Source organism: Streptomyces sp. EDA2-14 (assembly GCF_054963755.1).
Genome location: NZ_JBUEGE010000001.1, coordinates 1208626 through 1231192, shown reverse-complemented (window position 1 = coordinate 1231192; position 22567 = coordinate 1208626). Strand labels below are relative to the sequence as shown.

Annotated in this window: 19 protein-coding genes; 6 read left to right on the top strand and 13 right to left on the bottom strand. The window is 69.6% G+C overall.

The window, feature by feature from the left end; translation table 11 throughout:
• The first annotated feature begins 32 nt into the window (after positions 1-32).
• On the top strand, positions 33-1028 hold the full coding sequence (locus tag ACY34M_RS05495) for a COX15/CtaA family protein (protein ID WP_462718785.1): 996 nt from the start codon (positions 33-35) through the stop codon (positions 1026-1028).
• A 28-nt stretch (positions 1029-1056) separates the two neighbouring features.
• Here the strand turns inward: ACY34M_RS05495 and ACY34M_RS05490 are convergent, their stop codons facing one another.
• The 3 genes from ACY34M_RS05490 to ACY34M_RS05480 form a co-directional block, all read right to left on the bottom strand.
• The gene (locus ACY34M_RS05490; protein WP_462718784.1) at positions 1057-2151 is read right to left on the bottom strand and encodes an amidohydrolase family protein; all 1095 of its coding nucleotides are present in this window, start codon (positions 2149-2151) and stop codon (positions 1057-1059) included.
• Positions 2152-2235: 84 nt separating this feature from the next.
• Positions 2236-2571, bottom strand: a complete 336-nt coding sequence (locus ACY34M_RS05485; RefSeq protein ID WP_462718783.1) for a hypothetical protein — start codon at positions 2569-2571, stop codon at positions 2236-2238.
• Positions 2572-2664: 93 nt separating this feature from the next.
• Positions 2665-3615, bottom strand: a complete 951-nt coding sequence (locus ACY34M_RS05480) for a heme o synthase (protein ID WP_462718782.1) — start codon at positions 3613-3615, stop codon at positions 2665-2667.
• 391 nt (positions 3616-4006) lie between these two features.
• Here ACY34M_RS05480 and tkt point away from each other — a divergent pair, with 391 nt between their 5' ends.
• From tkt to pgl, 5 genes are read left to right on the top strand one after another with little or no spacing between them, the layout of a single operon-like run.
• The gene (gene tkt / locus ACY34M_RS05475) at positions 4007-6094 is read left to right on the top strand and encodes a transketolase (RefSeq protein WP_462718781.1); all 2088 of its coding nucleotides are present in this window, start codon (positions 4007-4009) and stop codon (positions 6092-6094) included.
• Positions 6095-6126: 32 nt separating this feature from the next.
• Positions 6127-7245 (top strand): transaldolase, encoded by a 1119-nt coding sequence (tal, locus tag ACY34M_RS05470; RefSeq protein ID WP_462718780.1) that lies wholly within the window; start codon positions 6127-6129, stop codon positions 7243-7245.
• Positions 7246-7249: 4 nt separating this feature from the next.
• Entirely contained in the window at positions 7250-8785 is a 1536-nt protein-coding gene (zwf, locus tag ACY34M_RS05465; protein ID WP_462718779.1) for a glucose-6-phosphate dehydrogenase, read from the top strand.
• Entirely contained in the window at positions 8782-9873 is a 1092-nt protein-coding gene (gene opcA, locus ACY34M_RS05460) for a glucose-6-phosphate dehydrogenase assembly protein OpcA (protein WP_462718778.1), read from the top strand. Before zwf ends, opcA begins: the two co-directional genes overlap by 4 nt.
• A 10-nt stretch (positions 9874-9883) precedes the next feature.
• Positions 9884-10663, top strand: coding sequence for a 6-phosphogluconolactonase (gene pgl, locus ACY34M_RS05455; RefSeq protein WP_462718777.1), 780 nt, complete (start codon positions 9884-9886; stop codon positions 10661-10663).
• Positions 10664-10720: 57 nt separating this feature from the next.
• On the opposite strand, the gene ACY34M_RS05450 is transcribed toward pgl, so the two are convergent.
• From ACY34M_RS05450 to ACY34M_RS05405, 10 genes are all read right to left on the bottom strand, one after another.
• On the bottom strand, positions 10721-11203 hold the full coding sequence (locus tag ACY34M_RS05450) for a DUF2087 domain-containing protein (protein WP_462718776.1): 483 nt from the start codon (positions 11201-11203) through the stop codon (positions 10721-10723).
• Between the two features lie 104 nt (positions 11204-11307).
• Positions 11308-12897, bottom strand: coding sequence for a PH domain-containing protein (locus ACY34M_RS05445; protein ID WP_462718775.1), 1590 nt, complete (start codon positions 12895-12897; stop codon positions 11308-11310).
• Positions 12894-13427 carry a PH domain-containing protein gene (locus ACY34M_RS05440; protein WP_462718774.1) on the bottom strand — a complete coding sequence of 178 codons (534 nt, stop codon included), beginning with the start codon at positions 13425-13427 and terminating at the stop codon, positions 12894-12896. Before ACY34M_RS05440 ends, ACY34M_RS05445 begins: the two co-directional genes overlap by 4 nt.
• The gene (gene pgi, locus ACY34M_RS05435) at positions 13405-15063 is read right to left on the bottom strand and encodes a glucose-6-phosphate isomerase (RefSeq protein ID WP_462718773.1); all 1659 of its coding nucleotides are present in this window, start codon (positions 15061-15063) and stop codon (positions 13405-13407) included. Before pgi ends, ACY34M_RS05440 begins: the two co-directional genes overlap by 23 nt.
• A 200-nt stretch (positions 15064-15263) precedes the next feature.
• Positions 15264-15599, bottom strand: coding sequence for an RNA polymerase-binding protein RbpA (locus ACY34M_RS05430; RefSeq protein WP_003976875.1), 336 nt, complete (start codon positions 15597-15599; stop codon positions 15264-15266).
• Positions 15600-15829: 230 nt separating this feature from the next.
• Positions 15830-16060: a preprotein translocase subunit SecG gene (gene secG / locus ACY34M_RS05425; RefSeq protein ID WP_306322637.1), complete on the bottom strand. Its 231-nt coding sequence runs from the start codon at positions 16058-16060 to the stop codon at positions 15830-15832.
• A gap of 119 nt (positions 16061-16179) precedes the next feature.
• Positions 16180-16968: a triose-phosphate isomerase gene (gene tpiA / locus ACY34M_RS05420; RefSeq protein ID WP_462718772.1), complete on the bottom strand. Its 789-nt coding sequence runs from the start codon at positions 16966-16968 to the stop codon at positions 16180-16182.
• A gap of 6 nt (positions 16969-16974) precedes the next feature.
• Positions 16975-18186: a phosphoglycerate kinase gene (locus ACY34M_RS05415; protein WP_462718771.1), complete on the bottom strand. Its 1212-nt coding sequence runs from the start codon at positions 18184-18186 to the stop codon at positions 16975-16977.
• A gap of 169 nt (positions 18187-18355) precedes the next feature.
• Positions 18356-19366, bottom strand: a complete 1011-nt coding sequence (gene gap, locus ACY34M_RS05410; RefSeq protein WP_462718770.1) for a type I glyceraldehyde-3-phosphate dehydrogenase — start codon at positions 19364-19366, stop codon at positions 18356-18358.
• Positions 19367-19558: 192 nt separating this feature from the next.
• Positions 19559-22510, bottom strand: a complete 2952-nt coding sequence (locus ACY34M_RS05405) for a M14 family metallopeptidase (RefSeq protein ID WP_462718769.1) — start codon at positions 22508-22510, stop codon at positions 19559-19561.
• Positions 22511-22567 lie beyond the last annotated feature (57 nt).

The window sequence follows — 22567 nt, the reverse complement described above, 5'->3', positions numbered from 1 at the left end:
GCCGTGCACAAGCGGCGTCCTACGATGGGGCCGTGCCAAAGCTGACCCCCACCGACGCCGCGCGGGCGCTGCGCAACCCGCTCGCCTTCATCGCCGAGTACTGGACTCCCACTCAGCGGACCGTCCAGCGCGCGGCCATGTCCGCCGTCGTCATGACGGTGATCATCGTCTGCACCGGCGGCGCGGTGCGCCTGACCGGCTCGGGCCTCGGCTGCCCGACCTGGCCCAAGTGCACCGAACAGTCGCTGACCTCGACGAGCGAGATGGGCTTCCACGGAGCCATCGAGTTCGGCAACCGCATGCTCACCTACGTGCTGTGCGCCGCGGTCGGCTGGGCGATCATCGCCGCCCGCTCCCAGAAGCCGTGGCGCCGCACGCTGACCCGGCTGGGCTGGGCCCAGTTCTGGGTCGTGATGGGCAACGCGGTCCTCGGCGGCATCGTCGTCCTGGTCGGCCTCAACCCGTACACGGTGGCGGCCCACTTCGTCCTGACCACCGCCCTGCTCACGATCGCCGTCCTGATGTGGCAGCGCACCCGTGAGGGCGACGCCGAGCCGCGCCCGCTGGTCGGGGGCGCCATCAAGCAGCTGGTGTGGTTCCTGGTGGTGGCGGCCGCGCTGCTGATCGTCGTCGGCACGGTGGTGACCGGCGCGGGCCCGCACGCGGGCGACTCCAGCGAGGTCCACCGGATGCCGCTCGACTGGGAGACGGTCGCCAAGGGGCACGCGGTCCTGGCCTGGATCGTGGTGACGCTGACCTTCGCCCTGTGGTTCGTCCTGAAGGCGGTCGACGCCCCCAAGGGCCCGCTGCACCGCACGCGCGACCTGTTCCTGATCCTTCTGGCGCAGGGTGTCATCGGCTACGTCCAGTACTTCACGGACCTGCCCGAGCTTCTGGTCGGCCTGCACATGCTGGGCTCGGCCCTGGTGTGGATCGGGGTGCTGCGCGTGGTGCTCTCGCTGCGCGAGCGTCCGGTGGTGGAGCCCGACCTGCCGTCCCAGTCGGGCCAGGAGCTCTCGGCGGTCTGACGGCCGCCCGTACGGGGCTCGGCGTCGCTCAGGCGGCCCCGAGCCCGTACACCCGCCGCGCCGTCCCCGACGCGATCATCGTGGCCACCCGCTGCGCGTCGCTCAGCGACCACGCCCCGTCGGCGACCCACTCGCCCAGCACGCGCCCGAGCGCCTGCCGGAACAGCAGGGCGCCCACCACGTGCAGCTCCGGCAGCCCCCGCGCGCCCGTGGAGAACAGCAGCTTCCCGAACGGCGCCAGCTCCAGGAACTCCGCGAGCAGCCCCGCGGACCGGGCCCCCGTGCGGGCGAGCGCGGGCCCCAGGTCCGCGTAGACGTGCGGGAAGACGCCCGCCAGATGCGCCGCGTGCCGGTGGTACGGGTAGCCGTGCAGCAGCACCACGTCCGTGCCGAGCCCCGCCGTGGCGCGCGCGAACTCGGCGAGCGCCACCGGGTCGGTGTGGTCGAGGTGTCCCCAGCGCAGTTGCAGCGGGCGCCCCGTGGCGACCGCGATCCACAGCAGGTGCCGCAGCAGCACGGGGTCCCTGAGGGCGCCGCCGACCTGCCGCCCCGCCAGCCAGCGCGCCGCCGCGCCGCGCACCTCGCCGGGCCCCGGCGGCTGCGGGTCGAGCGCGAGCCCGTGGCGCACGCCGGCGACCGAGGTGAAGGCGACCGCGCCGGAGGCCGCGCCGTGCACCGATTCGGCGAGGTTGGCGAGGAAGGACTCGACGGTTCCCGAGGTGTCCGCGACCTGCTCGGCGAGGAGTTCGAGGCGGACGATCTCGTGGGCCTCGCTGCGGGCCGCGGAGGCCAGCTCGGCGGGCCCGGTCAGGTCGTCGGTCTGCCCCGTGTCCACGAGATACGTGGTGATGCCGCTGCCGCGCAGCAGCCTGCGGCCCGCCTCGACGACGCCGAGCTCGCGGCGTCTGGCCAGGTAGCGGGCGGGCGGGCAGTGCGGTTCCAGACCGAGCAGGGGCGGGCACCAGCGGCGCACCGCGAACCCGGTCTGGGTGTCGAAGAAGGTCGTGCCGGGGGCCGGCGGCCCCTCGCCACGGCCGAGGTGGGCCTCGAAGGTGCCGAGGCCCAGCTCCGTACGCAGCACCCCGTGGCAGTACTGATCCACGAGGGACGGCGTTTCGATCATCCGGGCTCCCGTATGTGGACCGCGCTTCTACAGTCCTAACGGGTGAACGGGCGCCTGGTGTTGCTCGAAATCGAACCGGGGAGTTCAGCCGCCGAGCTGAATGCCCGCCATGCGCTTCCATTCGTACGGGCCCGTCTCGACCTTGGCGGCGAAGTCGCCGTCGAAGTCCTCGTGGACGGTGATGCCCGCCTTCTCGACGGCCTTCTGCGCGATCTCGTAGGTGCGGGCCACGAGGTCGCCCCAGCCGCCGTCCTCGCCGACGAGCACGATGCGCGTGCCGTGCTCGCCGATGTACGCCAGCTGCCCCTCGGCGCCGCCGTGGGCCTTGGCGAACACGCCGATCTCCTTGGCCAGCTTGGCCGCGCGGCGCTCGTCCTTGGCCGCCCCGCGGGGCGCCTCAACCGTTTGAGTCTCTGCCATGGACAGGATGCTACCGACGAGTAGCCAAACAAGCGACAAGTGGGGTACGTGGCCTGGGCCACGTACCCCACTTGTCGAGGACTCAGGTGTGGATCAGCGCAGGAACGGGTCCACGGCGATCGCCACGAAGAGCAGCGACACATAGGTGATGGACCAGTGGAACAGGCGCATCTCCTTGAGCTTCGCGCCCGTGACCTCGGCCTTGGCGCGGCTCTGCAGACCGTGCGCCTCCCACAGCCAGAACCCGCCGGCGAGCAGCGCGACCGCCGTGTAGAACCAGCCCGTGTAGCCGAGCGGCTGGAGCAGCAGCGACACCGCCACCATCACCCAGCTGTAGGCGACGATCTGCTTGGCCACGACCTTGTTGGAGGCGAGGACCGGAAGCATCGGAACGCCCGCGCGCGCGTAGTCGTCCTTCACCTTCATGGAGAGCGGCCAGTAGTGCGGCGGCGTCCAGAAGAACATGACCCCGAAGAGGATGATCGGCGCCCACGACATCGAGTTCGTGACCGAGGACCAGCCGATGAGGACGGGCAGACAGCCCGCGATGCCGCCCCACACGATGTTCTGCGCGGTGCGCCGCTTCAGGATCATCGTGTAGACGACCACGTAGAAGAGCAGGGCGCCCAGGGACAGCCAGGCCGACAGCCAGTTCACCGCGAAGCCGAACAGCAGCGTCGAGATGACCGCGAGGGAGATGCCGAAGACCAGGCACTCGGTGGGGCTGACCATGCCGGTGACCAGCGGACGCTGCGACGTGCGCTCCATGAGCGCGTCGATGTCGCGGTCGTACCACATGTTCAGGGCGTTTGCCCCGCCCGCGGACAGGTACCCGCCGAGGCAGGTGATGAGCACGAGCCAGAGGTCGGGCACTCCCTGTTCGGCAAGGAACATCACCGGAACCGTGGTGATGAGAAGCAGCTCGATGATTCGCGGCTTGGTCAGCGCCACGAACGCCTTGATGCGGGCCCCGAACGGCCGCTGGCCCCGACTATTGCTCGTCAGCGCTCCCGCTGGACGGGATTCGACGGCCGTCACGCACACCCCTGACAGAGACTCCAGCGAGCCCCCGTTGCGGACCACTTGATGTGAAGTCCCGGTAAAGGCTCGCGCGTACCACGCCACTCTAGACGTTGCCCATACCCAGCCCTTCGTGGGGGTGGGTCGTGTTGGTCCGCATGCCGTAACGCCTCTTCGCGGGCCTCTTCCGGGGCCGCCGCGGATGAGCATTTCCGGACACGGATGAGCCCCCATCTGAGCGGCTGCGTATTCACGTGTCGAAAGCGCGCGGATCCGCGTCAGGAGGCGGATCCGACTGACTCCCGGCAGTCTGGAATGACTCGAAAAAAAGCACGTTCCAGCGAGGGTAGGCTCGACAACGGCTGGTGACAGACGTCACCGGCATGAGACATGTGGAGAGGAGCCCTGACCCAGGGTGAGCACCAAGCCGACCACCACAGACTTCGAGTGGACCGATGTGGACCAGCGGGCCGTTGACACCGCTCGCGTCCTGGCCGCCGACGCCGTACAGAAGGTCGGCAACGGCCATCCCGGTACGGCGATGAGCCTGGCCCCGGCCGCGTACACCCTCTTTCAGAAGGTGATGCGGCACGACCCGGCGGACGCCGACTGGGTCGGACGGGACCGTTTCGTCCTGTCCGCGGGGCACTCGTCCCTGACCCTTTACATCCAGCTGTACCTGGCCGGTTTCGGCCTGGAGCTGGACGACCTGAAGGCGTTCCGTACCTGGGGCTCCAAGACGCCGGGCCACCCCGAGTACGGGCACACCACCGGCGTGGAGACCACCACCGGCCCGCTGGGCCAGGGCGTCGCCAACGCGGTGGGCATGGCGATGGCCGCCCGCTACGAGCGCGGTCTGTTCGACCCGGAGGCCGCCGAGGGCACCTCCCCGTTCGACCACTTCGTCTACGCCATCGCCGGTGACGGCTGCCTCCAGGAGGGCATCTCCGCCGAGGCGTCCTCCATGGCGGGGCACCAGCAGCTCGGCAACCTGGTCCTGCTGTGGGACGACAACCACATCTCGATCGAGGGCGACACCGAGACCGCCGTCTCCGAGGACACCTGCAAGCGCTACGAGGCGTACGGCTGGCACGTCCAGCGCGTGGCCCCGAAGCCGGACGGCGACCTGGACCACGAGGCGATCCACCTCGCCATCGAGGCCGCCAAGCAGGTCACGGACAAGCCGTCCTTCATCGCGATGCGCTCGATCATCGCCTGGCCCGCCCCGAACGCGCAGAACACCGAGGCCGCGCACGGCTCGGCGCTCGGCGACGACGAGGTGGCCGCCACCAAGCGCGTCCTCGGCTTCGACCCGGAGAAGTCCTTCGACGTCTCCGACGAGGTCATCGGCCACACCCGCAAGGCGCTGGAGCGCGGCGCGCAGGCCAAGGCCGAGTGGGAGAAGTCGTTCCAGGAGTGGCGCTCCGCCAACCCGGAGCGCGCCGCCGAGTTCGACCGCATCAACGCGGGCGAGCTGCCGGCCGGCTGGGAGGAGAAGCTCCCCGTCTTCGAGACCGGCAAGGGTGTCGCCACCCGCGCCGCCTCCGGCAAGGTCCTCCAGGCGCTCGGCGGTGTGATCCCCGAGCTGTGGGGCGGCTCCGCCGACCTCGCGGGCTCGAACAACACGACGATCGACAAGACGTCGTCGTTCCTGCCCAAGGGCAACCCGCTGCCGGAGGCCGACCCGTACGGCCGCACGATCCACTTCGGTATCCGCGAGCACTCCATGGCCGCGGAGATGAACGGGATCGCGCTGCACGGCCACACCCGCATCTACGGCGGCACCTTCCTGGTGTTCTCCGACTACATGCGCAACGCCGTGCGCCTCTCCGCACTGATGTCGCTGCCCGTCACCTACGTGTGGACGCACGACTCCATCGGTCTCGGTGAGGACGGCCCGACGCACCAGCCGGTCGAGCACCTCGCCTCGCTGCGCGCCATCCCCGGCCTCAACGTCGTCCGCCCCGCGGACGCCAACGAGACGGCGATCGCCTGGCGCGAAATCCTCAGGCGCGGCAAGAAGGAGTACGGCGTCTCGCACCCGCACGGCCTGTCGCTGACCCGCCAGGGCGTGCCGACGTACGACGCCAACGAGGACACGGCCAAGGGCGGCTACGTCCTGGCCGAGGCCTCCAAGGAGACGCCGGACCTGATCCTGATCGCCACCGGTTCCGAGGTGCACCTGGCCGTCGAGGCCCGTGAGCAGCTGGAGGCCGAGGGTGTCGCCACCCGCGTCGTCTCGATGCCGTGCGTCGAGTGGTTCGAGGGCCAGGACCAGGGGTACCGGGACAGCGTCCTGCCGCCGTCGGTGAAGGCGCGCGTCGCCGTCGAGGCCGGGATCGGTCTGACCTGGCACCGCTTCGTCGGGGACGCCGGTCGCATCGTTTCGCTGGAGCACTTCGGTGCGTCCGCCGACGGCAAGGTGCTCTTCAAGGAGTTCGGCTTCACTGCCGAGAACGTGGTCGCCAAGGCGAAGGAATCCCTCGCCGCGGCGCAGCGCTGACGCCCGTACACGACTTAGGAGATGCAATTTCCATGACAGACGCACTCAAGCGCCTCTCCGAGGAAGGCGTCGCGATCTGGCTGGACGACCTGTCGCGCAAGCGGATCACGTCCGGCAACCTCGCCGAGCTGATCGACGAGCAGCACGTCGTGGGCGTCACCACCAACCCGTCGATCTTCCAGAAGGCGATCTCCCAGGGCGACGGTTACGACCAGCAGCTCGCCGACCTCGCCGCCCGCAAGGTCACCGTCGAAGAAGCCATCCGCATGATCACGACGGCGGACGTCCGCGACGCCGCCGACATCCTGCGCCCGGTCTTCGACGCGACGGGTGGTCAGGACGGCCGCGTGTCGATCGAGGTCGACCCGCGCCTGGCGCACAACACCAGGGCGACGGTCGCCGAGGCCCGGCAGCTTGCCTGGCTGGTGGACCGGCCGAACACGCTGATCAAGATCCCGGCGACCAAGGCGGGCCTGCCCGCGATCACCGAGACGATCGGCAACGGCATCAAGGTGAACGTCACGCTGATCTTCTCGCTCGAGCGCTACCGCGAGGTCATGGACGCCTACCTCGCGGGCCTGGAGAAGGCCAAGGCCAAGGGCCTCGACCTGTCGACGATCCACTCGGTCGCCTCGTTCTTCGTGTCCCGCGTGGACGCCGAGATCGACAAGCGGATCGACGCCCTCGGCACGGACGACGCCAAGGCGGCGCGCGGCAAGGCCGCTCTCGCCAACGCGCGGCTCGCCTACGAGGCGTACGAGGAAGTCTTCTCCTCCGACCGCTGGGCCGCGCTCGACAAGGCGCAGGCCAACAAGCAGCGTCCGCTGTGGGCCTCGACCGGCGTGAAGGACAAGGCGTACAAGGACACGCTGTACGTCGACGACCTGGTCGCTCCCGGCACGGTGAACACCATGCCGGAGGCCACTCTTGAGGCGACGGCCGACCACGGCCAGATCTCCGGCAACACCATCGCGGGCACGTACGACCAGTCCCGCAAGGAGATCGAGGCCGTCGAGAAGCTGGGGATCTCGTACGACGAGGTCGTGCAGCTTCTGGAGGACGAGGGCGTCGAGAAGTTCGAGGCGTCCTGGAACGACCTGCTGAAGTCGACCGAGGCGGAGCTCAAGCGCCTCGCCCCCTCGGAGGGCTGATCCCTTGACCGCACACGGAGCGAACAGCAATCCGCTCCGTGACGCCGCCGACCGACGGCTCCCGCGCATCGCGGGGCCGTCGGGTCTGGTGATTTTCGGCGTTACGGGCGATTTGTCACGTAAGAAGCTGATGCCTGCCGTTTATGACCTCGCGAACCGGGGTCTGCTCCCGCCCGGCTTCTCGCTCATCGGGTTCGCCCGCCGCGAATGGCAGGACGAGGACTTCGCGCAGGAAGTGCACGACGCGGTCAAGCAGCACGCGCGCACGCCGTTCCGCGAGGAGGTCTGGCAGCAGCTCATCCAGGGGATGCGCTTCGTCCAGGGCAACTTCGACGACGACGACGCGTTCGAGCAGCTCAAGGCGACGATCAACGATCTGGACAAGTCGCAGGGCACGGGCGGCAACTTCGCGTTCTACCTCTCCGTCCCGCCCAAGTTCTTCCCCCAGGTCGTGCAGCAGCTCAAGAAGCACGGCCTGGCGGACGGCACGAACGGCTCGTGGCGGCGCGCCGTCATCGAGAAGCCCTTCGGCCACGATCTCGCCTCCGCCCAGGAGCTGAACGCGATCGTGCACGAGGTGTTCGACCCGGACCAGGTGTTCCGGATCGACCACTACCTCGGCAAGGAGACCGTCCAGAACATCCTGGCGCTGCGCTTCGCCAACCAGATGTTCGAGCCGATCTGGAACCGGTCGTACGTGGACCACGTGCAGATCACGATGGCCGAGGACATCGGCATCGGTGGCCGCGCCGGCTACTACGACGGCATCGGCGCCGCGCGTGACGTGATCCAGAACCACCTGCTCCAGCTGATGGCGCTGACCGCGATGGAGGAGCCCGCCTCCTTCGACGCGGACGCGCTCGTCGCCGAGAAGGCCAAGGTGCTCGGCGCGGTGAAGCTGCCGAAGGACATCGGCAAGGACACGGTGTTCGCGCAGTACGCGGCCGGGTGGCAGGGCGGCGAGAAGGCCGTCGGCTACCTCCAGGAAGACGGCATCGACCCGAAGTCGAAGACCGACACGTACGCCGCCGTCAAGCTGGAGGTGGACAACCGCCGTTGGGCGGGCGTCCCGTTCTACCTGCGCACCGGCAAGCGCCTCGGCCGCCGCGTCACCGAGATCGCGGTCGTCTTCCAGCGCGCCCCGCACTCCCCCTTCGACCACACGGCGACGGAGGAGCTGGGCCAGAACGCGATCGTGATCCGCGTCCAGCCGGACGAGGGCATCACGGTCCGCTTCGGCTCGAAGGTGCCGGGCACGTCGATGGAGATCCGGGACGTGTCGATGGACTTCGCCTATGGCGAGTCCTTCACGGAGTCGAGCCCGGAGGCGTACGAACGGCTCATCCTGGACGTCCTGTTGGGCGACGCCAACCTCTTCCCGCGCACGGAGGAGGTCGAGCTGTCCTGGAACATCCTCGACCCGATCGAGATCTACTGGGACAAGCACGGCAAGCCCGCGCAGTACCCGTCCGGCACGTGGGGGCCCGCCGAGGCGGACGAAATGCTCGCACGAGACGGACGGAGCTGGCGGCGGCCATGAAGATCGATCTCACGGACACCACGTCCAGCAAGGTCAACAAGGCGCTCGTACAGGGGCGCCGGTCCATCGGCACGCCTGCCGTCGGCATGGTGCTGACCCTCGTCATCGTCACCGACGAGGAGAACGCCTACGACGCGCTGAAGGCGGCCAACGAGGCCTCGCGCGAGCACCCCTCGCGCACCCTCGTGGTCATCAAGCGCGTCTCGCGCTCCCCCCGCGACCGCACCAAGTCGCGGCTCGACGCCGAGGTGCGGGTGGGCGCGGAGGCGGGCACCGGCGAGACGGTCGTCCTGCGCCTGTACGGCGAGGTCGTCAACCACGCCCAGTCGGTCGTCCTGCCGCTGCTGCTCCCCGACGCCCCGACGGTCGTCTGGTGGCCCGTGGACGCCCCGCTGGACCCCGCGAACGACCCGCTGGGCGCGCTGGCCCAGCGCCGCGTCACGGACACGTACGCGGCCGAGCAGCCGGTGCACGAGCTGGAGGCCAGGGCCGAGTCCTACGCCCCCGGTGACACGGATCTGTCGTGGACCCGGATCACGCCGTGGCGCTCGATGCTGGCCGCCGCGCTCGATCAGGTGACCTGCGAGGTCACCTCGGTCGAGGTCGAGGGCGAGGAGTTCAACCCGAGCTGCGAGCTGCTCGCGATGTGGCTCGCGGACCGGCTCGACGTCCCGGTCCGGCGCAGCCTGTCGGCGGGCCCCGGCCTGACCGGCGTGCGCCTGGACTCCACCTGCGGCCCGATCGTGCTCGACCGGGCCGACGGCACCCTCGCCACGCTCTCCATCCAGGGCCAGCCGGACCGCGCGGTCGCGCTCAAGCGCCGCGAGACGTCCGAGCTGATCGCGGAGGAGCTGCGCCGGCTCGACCCGGACGACACGTACGCGGCCGCGCTGCGGTTCGGCGTGGACCGGCTCGGGGAACCCGAGGACCAGAAGACGGTGCCGGAGTCGGTGTCGTCGTCGGCCTCGGCCGCTCCCACGGCGGCGCCCGCCCAGAAGACGGCCGCCAAGAAGGCCCCGGCCAAGAAAACAGCGGCCAAGAAGGCCTCCACCAAGAAGGCCCCGGCCAAGAAGGCAACCACGAAGTGAGCGCAGACAAATGAGCGCAGCACCCCAACTCGTCGTCCACCGCGACAAGGAGCTGATGGCGCAGGCGGCCGCGGCCCGGCTGATCACCAAGATCGTCGACGCCCAGTCCGCCCGCGGCTCCGCCTCCGTCGTCCTGACTGGCGGCCGCAACGGCAACGGGCTGCTGGCGGCGCTGCACGCCGCGCCGGCCCGTGACGCGATCGACTGGGGCCGCCTCGACCTGTGGTGGGGCGACGAACGGTTCCTGCCGGACGGCGACCCCGAGCGCAACTACACGCAGGCCAAGGAGGCGCTGCTCGACTCGGTGCCGCTGGACCCCGCGCGCGTGCACCCCATGCCCGCGTCGGACGGCCCGTACGAGGCGGACGCCGCGGCCGAGGTGTACGCGGCCGAACTCGCGAACGCCGCGGGGCCCGAGGACCACGGCCCCGTGCCGACCTTCGACGTCCTGATGCTCGGCGTCGGCCCGGACACGCACGTCGCGTCGCTCTTCCCGGAGCTTCCGGCGGTCCGTGAGACGGAGCGCACGGTCGTCGGCGTGCACGGCGCCCCCAAGCCCCCGCCCACCCGCACCACGCTCACGCTCCCGGCGATCCGGGCCGCGCGCGAGGTGTGGCTGCTCGCCGCGGGCGAGGACAAGGCGAAGGCCGCCGCGATCGCCCTGTCCGGCGCGGGCGAGATCCAGGCCCCGGCGGCGGGCGCGTACGGCCGCTCGCGCACGCTGTGGCTGCTGGACGCGGCCGCCGCGTCGCAACTGCCGCCGGAGCTGTACCCGCCGGCCGTCGCCTGACGGCGGCATACGGACAGGCGCAACGCGTAGGGCCCCACTTCTTTAAGAAGTGGGGCCCTACGCGTGCTGCGGCACCCGGTAGTCGGAGCCGTCCTTCTCGCGTACGAGGAGGCCGTCGATGACGCAGTAGCGGCGCAGCGCCGCCGTGTCGTCGTGGACCGTGCGCAGCGCCTCATTGACCTCGCGCTCGCTGTACGTGCGCCGGGTGTCGAAGAGGGTTCCCGTGAGGTGCACGAGCAGTTCGTGGCGGACGGCCGGGCGAACCGGTATGGCCGTCAGCCGGCCCCGCGAGAAGAACCCCGTGAGGTGGCGCGGGACCCCGGTGCTGGACTCGGCCGTCCGGTGGTGGCGGAAGATCTCGGGTCCGGCCCGCAGCGAGCCGTCGTCACGGCGCTCGACGAGCCCCGCGGCGATCAGCTTGCCGAGGTGCTTGCGGGCCACCGGGCTGTCGGCCTCGCGGGGAGGCAGGTCCTCCAGGACGATGCGCGCGTACAGCTTGAGTCGTTCGGGGTCGGCGAGTGCCGACATGAGCTGGTCCACGGGGTGCCTCCGAGTGGGGTCTCCCCTGCTCGAACGTAGCTGAGAGCTTGGGGAAGGGTCACGAACCGGCAGTCTCACCCGCCGGGCGGCCCGGCCGCACCCGATTATCGTTTCTGGCGCAAAGCCTCGGCGGCGCAAGGACCTTGACGTCCCGTCTCCCGCACGCGGGGCTCGTCGTTCTCCAGGAACGGCGCCAGCAGACCGGGCACCGCCTCGTCCGCGAACGCGAGCCCCTCGCCCTCGCCGATGTCACGGGCCGCGTACGCCCCGGCTCCGGCGGCCGTCGTCGCCAACACGGTCACCAGCCCGGCCCGCCGCTGGAACGGCGTCCGCCGCACCGTCCAGCCGATCACCCCGGTCCGCTGCAACGCCACCGTGGACCGCCGCACCGAACCGGAGCGCACGACCAGGTACCGCCCGCTGATCCCGTGCCCCAGGCCGCGGTACGCGTCCCGCCCGTACAGCACCGCGCACGGCACTCCGAGCAGCGCGCACCCGGCCGCGATCCACAGCAGTACGTCGGTGAGCCACGCCCCGAGGAGCGTCAGCACGAGCACCGGGACCAGCACGGCGGCCGACGCCCACCCGAGCCGTCGGCGCCGGGCCGCGGGCGGGTGCGGGGTCAGCGGGATGCCGGTCGGCGGGGCGGGCTCGCGCAGGACCTCGGCGGTGACCCGGTCGGCGAGCTCGCGCGGGGCGGCGGGCAGCAGGGTGTTGTTGTCCGCGGTGCGGTCCTCGTTGCGGGTGAGGCCGGTGGCGACGGCGTCCACCCGGGCGGCGCCGGCCAGCCGCGCCCCCAGTGGTTCGACGAGGTCGATGCCGCGCAGCCGGGCCTCCTCCAGCGAGACGGAGCGGGCGGTGAGCAGACCGCGGCGTACCCGGAGGGCGCCGTCGGGGGTCCGGTCGAGCCGGTGGTTCCACCACATCTCGGTCCACAGCGCGAGCGCGCCGATCGCGCCGGCCACCAGCGCGATCCCCGTCAGGCAGAGCACCGTCCAGACGACGGCCACGCCCTCGAAGCGGTCCCCGATCCAGTCGATCACGTCGTGTTGCAGCCCGAACCACTCGCTGACCTGCATCACCGCCCCGCCCGCCGCTCCGGCAAGCAGCGGGGTGACGAAGGAGACGGGCGCGTAGCGGATCCAGCGCGGGTCGAAGGCGGCGAGCCGGGCCTCCGCCACGGAGCCGTCGGACACCTCCGGCCGGTGCGGCAGCTCCCGCCTGAGGCGTTCGCCCTCGGCCCGGGTCAGCGGGTTGAGGACGAGCGTGGAGCCGGCGCCCGCGCCCTGCTCCCCGGTGCCGATCCGCACGGTCACGAGGCCGAGGGCCCGTTGCAGCGGGTGGGCGGTGAGGTCGACGACGCGGATGCGGGCGCGCGGCAGCGAACGTCGCCGGGTGAAGAACACCCCGTGGTGCAGCACCGCTCGTTCGGACCCGATCCTGTACGTCGTGTGCCGTACCCGGAGGGCCTCGACGACGAGTCCACCGCCGATCAGCAGCGCCGCCCCGCCGATCACGCACAGCAGGAGCGGCGCCAGGGGGACGACGGAGATCAGCCCGACGGTCACCGGCACGGCGGCGCCGACGGCGACCCCCGCGAGCATCTCCCCTGCCACGATCAGGGCCCTGCGGTCGAGCCGCCGCAAGTCGCCCTCGTGGGCACGCTCTTCGGGCGCGTCGGGCGCCCCTGTCATGTCGCGTCGCCGGGCGTCGCGAGGGTGTCCCGGGCCAGCTGGTGCGCCAGGTCGACGGCCGTCTCCTCGGCGAGGCCGGGGATCCGCAGCGCGCCCTTGGCGGAGGCGGTGGTCACGGTCAGCGTCGCGAGGCCGAAGAGCCGCTGTACCGGCCCACGCTCCGTGTCGACCGTCTGGATCCGGGAGAGCGGAGCGATCCGCGCCTCGGTCCACAGCCAACTGGTCCGCACGTACACCGCCTCGTCGGTGACCTCCCACCGGTGCATGCGGTACCACCAGGGCGGCAGCAGAGCCGCCGCGATGAGGCCGGGAACCGCGATCACCACGGCCGGCAGCAGCAGCCAGAAGCGGGCCGGTGCGATCAGCCAGCCGAGCAGACCGAGCACCGCGACCGGAGCCGCGGTGGCCAGCAGCCATTGGGTCCGCCACCAGGCGACCGAGCGCCGGTCCACCGCCTGGCGGGGCGGTCGCAGACGCAGACCGACCCCGCCTCTTTCGCTCAGCTCGTCATGAACGCCCACGCAGCGCACGGTACTTGGCGACGAGCGCCTTGGTCGACTCGTCGAGCCCCGGCACCTCGGTGCCCTCGGTGAGCGCCGGTTCGACGCGCTTGGCGAGCACCTTGCCGAGTTCGACGCCCCACTGGTCGAAGGAGTCGATGTTCCAGATGGCGCCCTGCACGAACACCTTGTGCTCGTAGAGGGCGACCAGCTGCCCGAGCACGGACGGCGTGAGGTTCTTCGCGAGGATCGTCGTCGTCGGGTGGTTGCCCTTGAACGTCTTGTGCGGCACCAGCTCCTCGGGCACCCCCTCGGCGCGCACCTCGTCGGGCGTCTTGCCGAACGCCAGGGCCTGGGTCTGCGCGAAGAAGTTGGCCATGAGGAGGTCGTGCTGGGCGACGAGCCCCGGCAGCAGATCGGCGACGGGCGCGGCGAAGCCGATGAAGTCCGCCGGGATCAACTTCGTCCCCTGGTGGATGAGTTGGTAGTAGGCGTGCTGCCCGTTCGTACCGGGCGTGCCCCAGACCACGGGGCCGGTCTGCCAGCCGACCTCCTCGCCGTCGCGCTGCACGTACTTGCCGTTCGACTCCATGTCGAGCTGCTGGAGGTACGCCGTGAACTTGGAGAGGTAGTGCGAGTACGGCAGCACGGCGTGCGACTGCGCGCCGTGGAAGTTCCCGTACCAGATCCCCAACAGGCCCATCAGCAGCGGGACGTTGGACTCCGCGGGCGCCGTGCGGAAGTGCTCGTCGACGAGACGGAACCCGTCGAGCATCTCGCGGAAGGCGGCCGGGCCGATGGCGATCATCAGCGCCAGACCGATCGCCGAGTCATACGAATAACGTCCGCCGACCCAGTCCCAGAACTCGAACATGTTGTCCGTGTCGATGCCGAACTCCGAGACCTTCTCGGCGTTCGTCGACAGCGCCACGAAGTGCTTGGCGACGGCTTCCTGACCGACCCTCAGCTCGGTCTGCAGCCAGTCGCGCGCGGACGTCGCGTTGGTGATCGTCTCGATGGTGGTGAAGGTCTTCGAGGCGATGACGAAGAGCGTCTCGGCCGGGTCGAGGTCCCGTACGGCCTCGTGGAGGTCGGCCCCGTCGACGTTCGACACGAAGCGGACGATGAGCTCGCGGTCGGCGAAGGAGCGCAGCACCTCGTACGCCATCGCGGGACCGAGGTCGGAGCCGCCGATGCCGATGTTGACGACGTTCTTGATGCGCTTTCCGGTGTGCCCGGTCCACTCCCCCGACCTGACGCGGTCGGCGAAGGCGGCCATCTTGTCGAGCACGGCGTGCACGCCCGGCACCACGTTCTCACCGTCGACCTCGATCACCGCGTCGCGCGGGGCGCGCAGCGCGGTGTGCAGCACGGCGCGGTCCTCGGTCGTGTTGATCTTCTCGCCGCGGAACATGGCGTCGCGCAGACCGAACACGTCGGTCGCCGCGGCCAGCTCGCGCAAGCGTCCCAGCGTCTCGCCGGTGACCAGGTGCTTGGAGTAGTCGACGTGCAGGTCACCGACCTGCAGCGCCCAGCCGGCCCCGCGCGCGGGATCGGCCTCGAACAACTCCCGCAGCTGTACGTCGCCCAGCTGCTCCCGGTGCTTGACGAGCGCCTGCCATTCGGGCCTCTGGGTGAGTGCTGTCTGCTTGTCGGACGCGTTCATCTCGAACTTCAGCCTTCTCTCGTACCTGCGCACGTACGGTGCCCCGCTGGTCCCGTCCAACCTAATTGATCAGGGTGAATCGGGCCTTTCGATGGCCACACGAAAGGGGGACGGGAAGGGTGACGAGAAACAGGGGCGAGAACGACCGGAACGACGAGAAAAAGCCGGGCACCTTGTTCGGTGCCCGGCCCTTTCACCGGTCAGATCTCGCCCCGCAGTTTCGCGAGCGCCTCGGCGAGGATCGCCTCGCCGTCCGCGTCGCTGCGCCGCTCGCGCACATAGGCCAGATGCGTCTTGTACGGCTCCGTACGCGGCGGGTCCGGCGGGTTGTCCCGGTCCTGCCCGGCCGGGAAGCCGCAGCGCGGACAGTCCCAGGTCTCCGGCACCTGCGCGTCGGAGGCGAAGCTCGGCTGCGTCTCGTGCCCGTTCGAGCACCAGAAGGAGATGCGCAGGCGTGGCGCGGACTCGCCGCGCTCTGCCTCACCCATCGGCCCCGCCCCGACCCGACTTCCTCGGATCGCGTTGCCACTTGCCACGGTCGTAACTCCCTGCGTGATGGTGCCGCGAAGCGTGTCGGCGTGTCAGCTTCGCCGCGGAGCGCCTCAGTCTACGTAAGGCCCAACGCGCGTCCAGTGCTTGGAGTTACATCGCTCCCCAGACGCAAGCCCCATGATAGGCCGCGCTGTTGAGCGCGTACCGAACATGGGGCTTTACGTGAGCGATATGCGGTTGTGGCGGGCCGGTCCGCGGGACCGGGGCCCGGAAGTCAGTTGTTGATCTTCATCAGGATGCCCAGCACCACGATGCACGCGAACCACAGCAGACCGACCACGATCGTGATCCGGTCGAGGTTCCGCTCGGCGACCGAGGAGCCGCCGACGGAGGACTGCATGCCGCCACCGAACATGTCGGAGAGGCCGCCACCCTTTCCCTTGTGCATCAGCACCAGGAGCATCAGCAGCAGGCTGAAGACGATCAGGGCGATCGAGAACCCCATAACCACGGCTGGACCAACTTCCTCGGAACTTTTCGGACGACGGGGCCGAAGCTCGGAAAGAGAGCCTCGGCCCCGCAAGGGTACGACGTATGGCGCCTAGCGCCTACTCGCTGCTCGTGTCACTGCTCGTGGAAGCGAACGATCTTGACGAACTCGTCCGCGTCCAGCGAGGCGCCGCCGATCAGCGCGCCGTCGATGTCGGGCTTGGACATGATCTCCGCGACGTTGCCGGACTTCACCGAGCCGCCGTACTGGATGCGGATCTTGTCGGCGACGTCCTGCGAGTACAGCTCGGCGAGCTTGCCGCGGATCGCCCCGCAGACCTCCTGCGCGTCGTCGGCGCCGCACACCTTGCCGGTGCCGATGGCCCACACCGGCTCGTACGCGATGACGATGGTCTCGGCCTGCTCGGCCGGAAGGTCCTTGAGGCCGCCCTCGACCTGGGCGAGCGTGTGGGAGACGTGGTCGCCCGCCTCGCGGACGTCCAGCTCCTCGCCGACGCAGAGGATCGGCGTGAGGCCGTGCTTGTACGCGGCCTTCACCTTGCCGTTGACGACCTCGTCGGTCTCGTTGTGGTACTGGCGGCGCTCGGAGTGGCCGATCGCGACGAAGGTGCACTTCAGCTTGGCCAGCATCGGGCCCGAGATCTCGCCGGTGTACGCGCCGGAGTCGTGCGCCGAGAGGTCCTGGGCGCCGTACTTGATCTTGAGCTTGTCGCCGTCGACCAGCGTCTGCACGGAGCGCAGGTCGGTGAACGGCGGCAGGACGGCGACCTCGACGGCGTCGTAGTCCTTGTCCGCGAGAGCGAAAGCGAGCTTCTGGACGTGCGCGATGGCCTCGAGGTGGTTGAGGTTCATCTTCCAGTTGCCCGCCATCAGCGGCGTGCGGCCCTGTACGGGAGCAGTCATGCGGGGTCAGTCCTCCAGTGCGGCGAGACCGGGCAGCGTCTTGCCCTCGAGGTATTCGAGGGAGGCGCCACCGCCGGTCGAGATGTGGCCGAATGCCTTCTCGTCGAAGCCCAGGGTACGGACCGCCGCGGCGGAGTCTCCGCCACCCACCACGGTGAAGCCGGGAGCGTCGATGAGGGCCTGGGCGACCGCCTTGGTGCCCTCGGCGTAGTCGGGGTGCTCGAAGACGCCCATCGGGCCGTTCCAGAAGACGGTCTCGGCGTCGGCGAGCTTCGAGGCGTACAGCTTGCGGGTCTCCGGGCCGATGTCCAGGCCCTCCTGGTCGGCCGGGATGGCGTCCGCGGCGACGGTCGAGGGGTTGGCCGGGGTCTTGCCCTTGAGGTCCGGGAACTCGGACGAGACCAGGACGTCGACCGGGAGCACGATCTCCACGCCGTTCTTCTCGGCGCGCTCCATGTACTCCGTGACGGTCGGGATCTGGTCCTCCTGGAGGAGCGAGATGCCGACCTCGTAGCCCTTGGCCTTGAGGAAGGTGTACGCCATGCCGCCGCCGATGAGGAGGCGGTCGGCCTTGCCGAGCAGCTGGTCGATGACGGCCAGCTTGTCGGAGACCTTGGCGCCGCCGAGCGCGACCACGTAGGGGCGCTTGACGTCGTCGGTGAGCTTCTTCAGGACGCCGACCTCGGTGGCGATGAGGTAGCCGGCGTAGTGCGGAAGGCGCTTCGGCAGGTCGTACACGGAGGCGTGCTTGCGGTGCACGGCGCCGAAACCGTCGCCCACGTAGACATCGGCAAGGTTCGCGAGCTGCTCGGCGAAGTCGCCGCGCTCAGCGTCGTCCTTGCTGGTCTCGCCCGCGTTGAAGCGCAGGTTCTCGATGACGGCGACCTGGCCGGGCTCGAGGCCGTCCACGGCCTCGTTGGCGGCGGGGCCGACCGTGTCCTGGGCGAACGCGACCGGCTTGCCCAGCAGCTCGGCGAGGCGCTCGGCGGCGGGCAGCAGCGAGAACTGCGGGTCCGGGGCGCCCTTGGGGCGGCCCAGGTGGGAGGCGACGATCACCTTGGCGCCCGCGCCGGCCAGGGCCTGCACGGTGGGCAGCACGGCGCGGATGCGGCCGTCGTCGGTGATGAGTCCGTCGGCCAGCGGCACGTTGAGGTCGGCGCGGACGAACACCCGCTTCCCGTCGACCCCTTCGGCGAGAAGTTCCTCAATCGTCTTCATGGATGGGCTCCTTGAGAGGGCTGGTCGTGCACGTTCTTGAGAAGGGCGGGCCGTGAAGGCTGAGCCGTGGCGGCTGACGCGCGAAGGGTCCGGACTGTCGCGCGGCGTCGCGCGGGTCCGGACCCTTCGCTCACATCTTTTTGCCTTGCTGCTCTAGAACCTTAGAGCCTCAGAGCTGGCCGCCGACGAAGACCGTGAGGTCGACGAGGCGGTTGGAGTAGCCCCACTCGTTGTCGTACCAGCCGAGGATCTTCACCGTCTTGCCCTCCTGGACCATGGTCAGGGAGGAGTCGAAGGTGCAGGAGGCCGGGTCGCTGACGATGTCGGACGACACGATCGGGTCCTCGGTGTAGAAGAGGATGCCCTTGAGGGCGCCGTCGTCGGCGGCCTTCTTGAACGCGGCGTTGACCTCGTCCTTGGTGACCTCGCGCTGCAGGTCGACGACCAGGTCGGTGGCCGAGCCGGTCGGGACCGGGACGCGCATCGCGATGCCGTCGAGCTTGCCCTTGAGCTGCGGGAGGACCAGGGCGGTGGCCTTGGCGGCGCCCGTCGTGGTCGGAATGATGTTCTCCGCGGCGGCGCGGGCGCGGCGCAGGTCGCTGTGCGGGAAGTCCAGGATGCGCTGGTCGTTCGTGTACGCGTGAACCGTCGTCATCAGGCCCTTGACGATGCCGAAGTTCTCGTCGAGAACCTTCGCCATCGGCGCCACACAGTTGGTGGTGCAGGACGCGTTCGAGATGACGTGGTGGTTCGCCGGGTCGTACTGGTCCTGGTTGACGCCCATCACGATGGTGATGTCCTCTTCCTTGGCCGGAGCCGAGATGAGGACCTTCTTCGCGCCACCGGCGATGTGCTTCTCGGCGTCGGCCTTCTTGGTGAAGATGCCGGTCGACTCGACCACGATGTCGACGCCCAGCTGGCCCCACGGGATGTCGGCGGGGTTGCGCTCGGACAGCACCTTGATGGTGTGGCCGTCGACCGTGATGGTGTCCTCGGTGTGCGACACCTCGGCCTTGAGACGGCCCAGGATGGTGTCGTACTTCAGGAGGTGCGCGGTGGTCGCGGTGTCACCCAGGTCGTTGACAGCCACGATCTCGATGTCCGCACCCTGCTCCAGCAGCGCGCGGAAGTAGTTACGACCGATGCGGCCAAAGCCGTTGATGCCTACGCGGATCGTCACGAACCGATCTCCTCGTTGGTACGCCGGAGTATCGACGCCGGCGAGATTTATTTGGGATGTCCCCGACCGCCTCCGACCCTACCCCCCATAAGCGCTTGGGGTGACATCGAGCGACTCTATGCAGGACACAGCGACCCGTACTCGTCAGTAACGTACGGGTCGCTGTGTATTTCGCGGGTAATTCAGACCCCATCAGTCGCTAATTGAGCGCAGGGCCTTTCTGATGAGCGCATTTCGATCGGCTGCCGAGGTGACATGTTCCAGACCGAATCCGAGCAGCACCGTGTCCGGAGTCCTGATCGCGCCGTACGTCGTGAACAGGTCCTTGGCGAGTGCCCAGTCCTTCACGGCGGGCGGGCTGCCCTCGGGCGGTCCGGGGACGCTCCAGGCGCCAAGGGACGTCTCGAAGTCCTCGGTCTGGGTGGCCTGCCCCCCGATGACGACGGAGGCGTTGTCCGCGCGCACGCCCTCGCCGCCGGTGCCGGGGTCGCTCACGTAACTCAGTGACACCTCGACGGACTTGCCGGCGTAGGCGCTCAGGTCGTACGTGACCGTCTTCCAGTCGTCCGATGAGCCGGTGAGGCTGTTCCACTGGCCGGAGGTGCCGGTGTTGCCGCACGCGGCGCCGTCCGGCGTCAGGTAGCGCTTGAGCGCCGGGTGGTCCTGGACGAAGAACCCCGCCTCGCACTCGGTGGGCACCTTGTTCGAGGTCAGCCCGTCCCTGTCGGGCAGCGTCGTCCAGTCCTCCGCGCCGGTCGTGTGCGCCTCCAGGAGTACGTGGTCGTAGCCCGGCTCGGTGTCCCACAGGAGCTGCATCCGCAGGGACGGCTGCTGGGCCGCGGTGACCCCGGTGAGGTCGATCGTGCGGGTCAGGCGCTTGTACGCGTCGTCCGTGTGGACGGCGGCCGCCATGCCCGCGCCGTCGTACTGGCCCGCTCCCGCGCTGGTGAACCGCGGCAGCGTGGCGGAGGTCGCCTCGTACAGGCCCGCGCTGTTCAGCGGGTTGCCGGGGGCGTCGCCGAGGGACGCGGCGATCCCGTCCAGCGCGCCGGAACCGTCGAAGCGGGTCGCCACCGGGGCGGCCGTGCGGGAGTAGGCGCCCAGGTAGTACTGGCTGAAGTCGTTCGTCGTGGTGTCGCCGATGTCGACGGAACCACCCGCCTTCTCGCCCGCCTCGACGAGCTTGCCGCCCTCGTTCAGGTAGTCGCGTACGGCAAGTTGGGTGGCGAGGCCCGGCCGGTCGGCGCTCGTGTAGTGGACGACCTCCTTGAAGTGGCCGAGGACGGCGAGGGGGTCGGGAGCGCCCTGCTTCGCGACGTTCCAGACGACCGGGGAACGGCCCGCCGCCTTGAGCGCGGCTACGTAGGCGGCCGTTTGCACCCCCGCGGAGTCGTTCTCCGCGACGACAAGAGTGTTGCCCTTGTCGCGTGCGGCGACGGTGTAGGTGAAGTGCTCGCTACTTGTGCGCTTTCCGGATTTCGTCCGCCCCGTGAACCACACCTCTACCTTGTCGCCGACATCGGCGTCCTCGACCTTCGCCCGATAGGCGTCGAAGTGCAGATTGTCTTCGCCTCCGTAGGTCTCACCGCCCTTCCATGCGCGCAATTCCTCGTCGTGCGAACGGCCGCCATTGATCCGGTAGTTCAGCTTCTTGTCGCGAACGGACTTCCGCGCGGTCACGGAGACTTCCTGGTCACCACCGCGCGCGTACGAAGTCGTGAACTTCGCCGGGGTGAAGTCGGGCGCCTCCAGGCCGACCGACGACGAGGGCTGGTCCGGGTGCGCGGCCGTCTCGGCGACCGAGAGCGCGAAGGGGACGTTCTTCTCGAACTCCTGCTGGATGAGCTTCTCGTCGTCCGGGAACGTGAAGACCGAGGCGCAGTCGCCGGGCTTCCACGCGTCGTCGGGGTCGACGTTCGACGCGGTCTGGCAGGTGCTCATCTCGGGAGTGAACATCGAGATGCCGTTGACGTTGGCGGCGTGCCCGTCGGCCTCGCCGTTCGTCGTGTACAGCTCCGAGGAGACCTGCGGGTGGTAGCCGGGGATCGCGGAGTTCTCCGGGGTGCCGGCGAGCGCCTTGTAGAGCACGTCGTCCGGGGTCGGCGTGGCGACCTGCCAGCCCACTCCGTAGAGCAGCAGTTCGGCGGCGGAGTGGTAGTTGATGGCGTAGTCGAAGCCGACGCGCTTCTCGAAGGCGTCGATCGCCTTCGTCTCCGGCTCGGAGTTCGCGCTCGGGCCGCGGTAGGTCTGGTTGGCGGGTTCGGGCGAGGAACCCTCGTCGTCGTAGCCCCACTTGTAGGCGAAGTTGCGGTTGAGGTCGACGCCGTCGCCGGTGGTGTACTTGCCGTCGCCGTTGTTGTCGCGCATGTTCTTGCGCCACTGGCGGTTGGCCGCGTCCTTGAACGTCCAGTCGTAGCCGTCGGGGTTGGCGGAGAGGACGAACCACATCTCCGTGGAGTCGACGAGCTTCTTGATGCGCGCGTCCTTGGAGTAGTTGTCCACGTAGTGGTGCATCAGGCGGCGGGTCATCTCCGGGGTGATCCACTCGCGCGCGTGCTGGTTCGACATGTAGAGCACGGACGGTTTCGTGCCGTCCTTGGCCTTCTTGGCGTCCTTGCTGAGCTTGAGCGCGAGGATGTCCTGGCCCTGGACCGTCTTGCCGATGGAGACGACCTTGGTGAGGCCGGGGTGCTCCTGACCGGTGCGGAGCATCTCCTCCTGGAGGCCGCCCTTGCCGCTGTACGGGCGGAAGACGCCGTCACCGGCGGCCTTCACGCGGGCCGCGGCCCCGGCGGTCAGCTTGCGCTCGGTGAGCTCGACGCCCTTCTTGCGCAGGCCCTCGGCCTGCTTGTCGGTGAGGTAGACCTCGACCTTCGCGGTGCCCTTGTCGGGTGCCTGCTCACTGAGTTCGTGGCCGTCCTGGCCCGCCTGGAGGAGCAGCGGTATCTGCTCCTTCGACACGTCGGCGCGGAACACCTTGATGGCGTCCGCGCCGGAGTTGCCTTTCGCCGGACCGTCCTCCGCGTGGGCGACGGGCGCCAGTGCGGCGCCTCCCACCCCCAGAACCAACGCCCCGACGGCGACGACCGATCTCGCCCTTCGTCCCGCTATCCGTTCCGCTCCACGTACCGTTCTTCGGCGCATGAGCCCCCCTTGCAGGTGTCTGCCACAGATGTGGCGCGATGCCGCAGAAGCGAACGA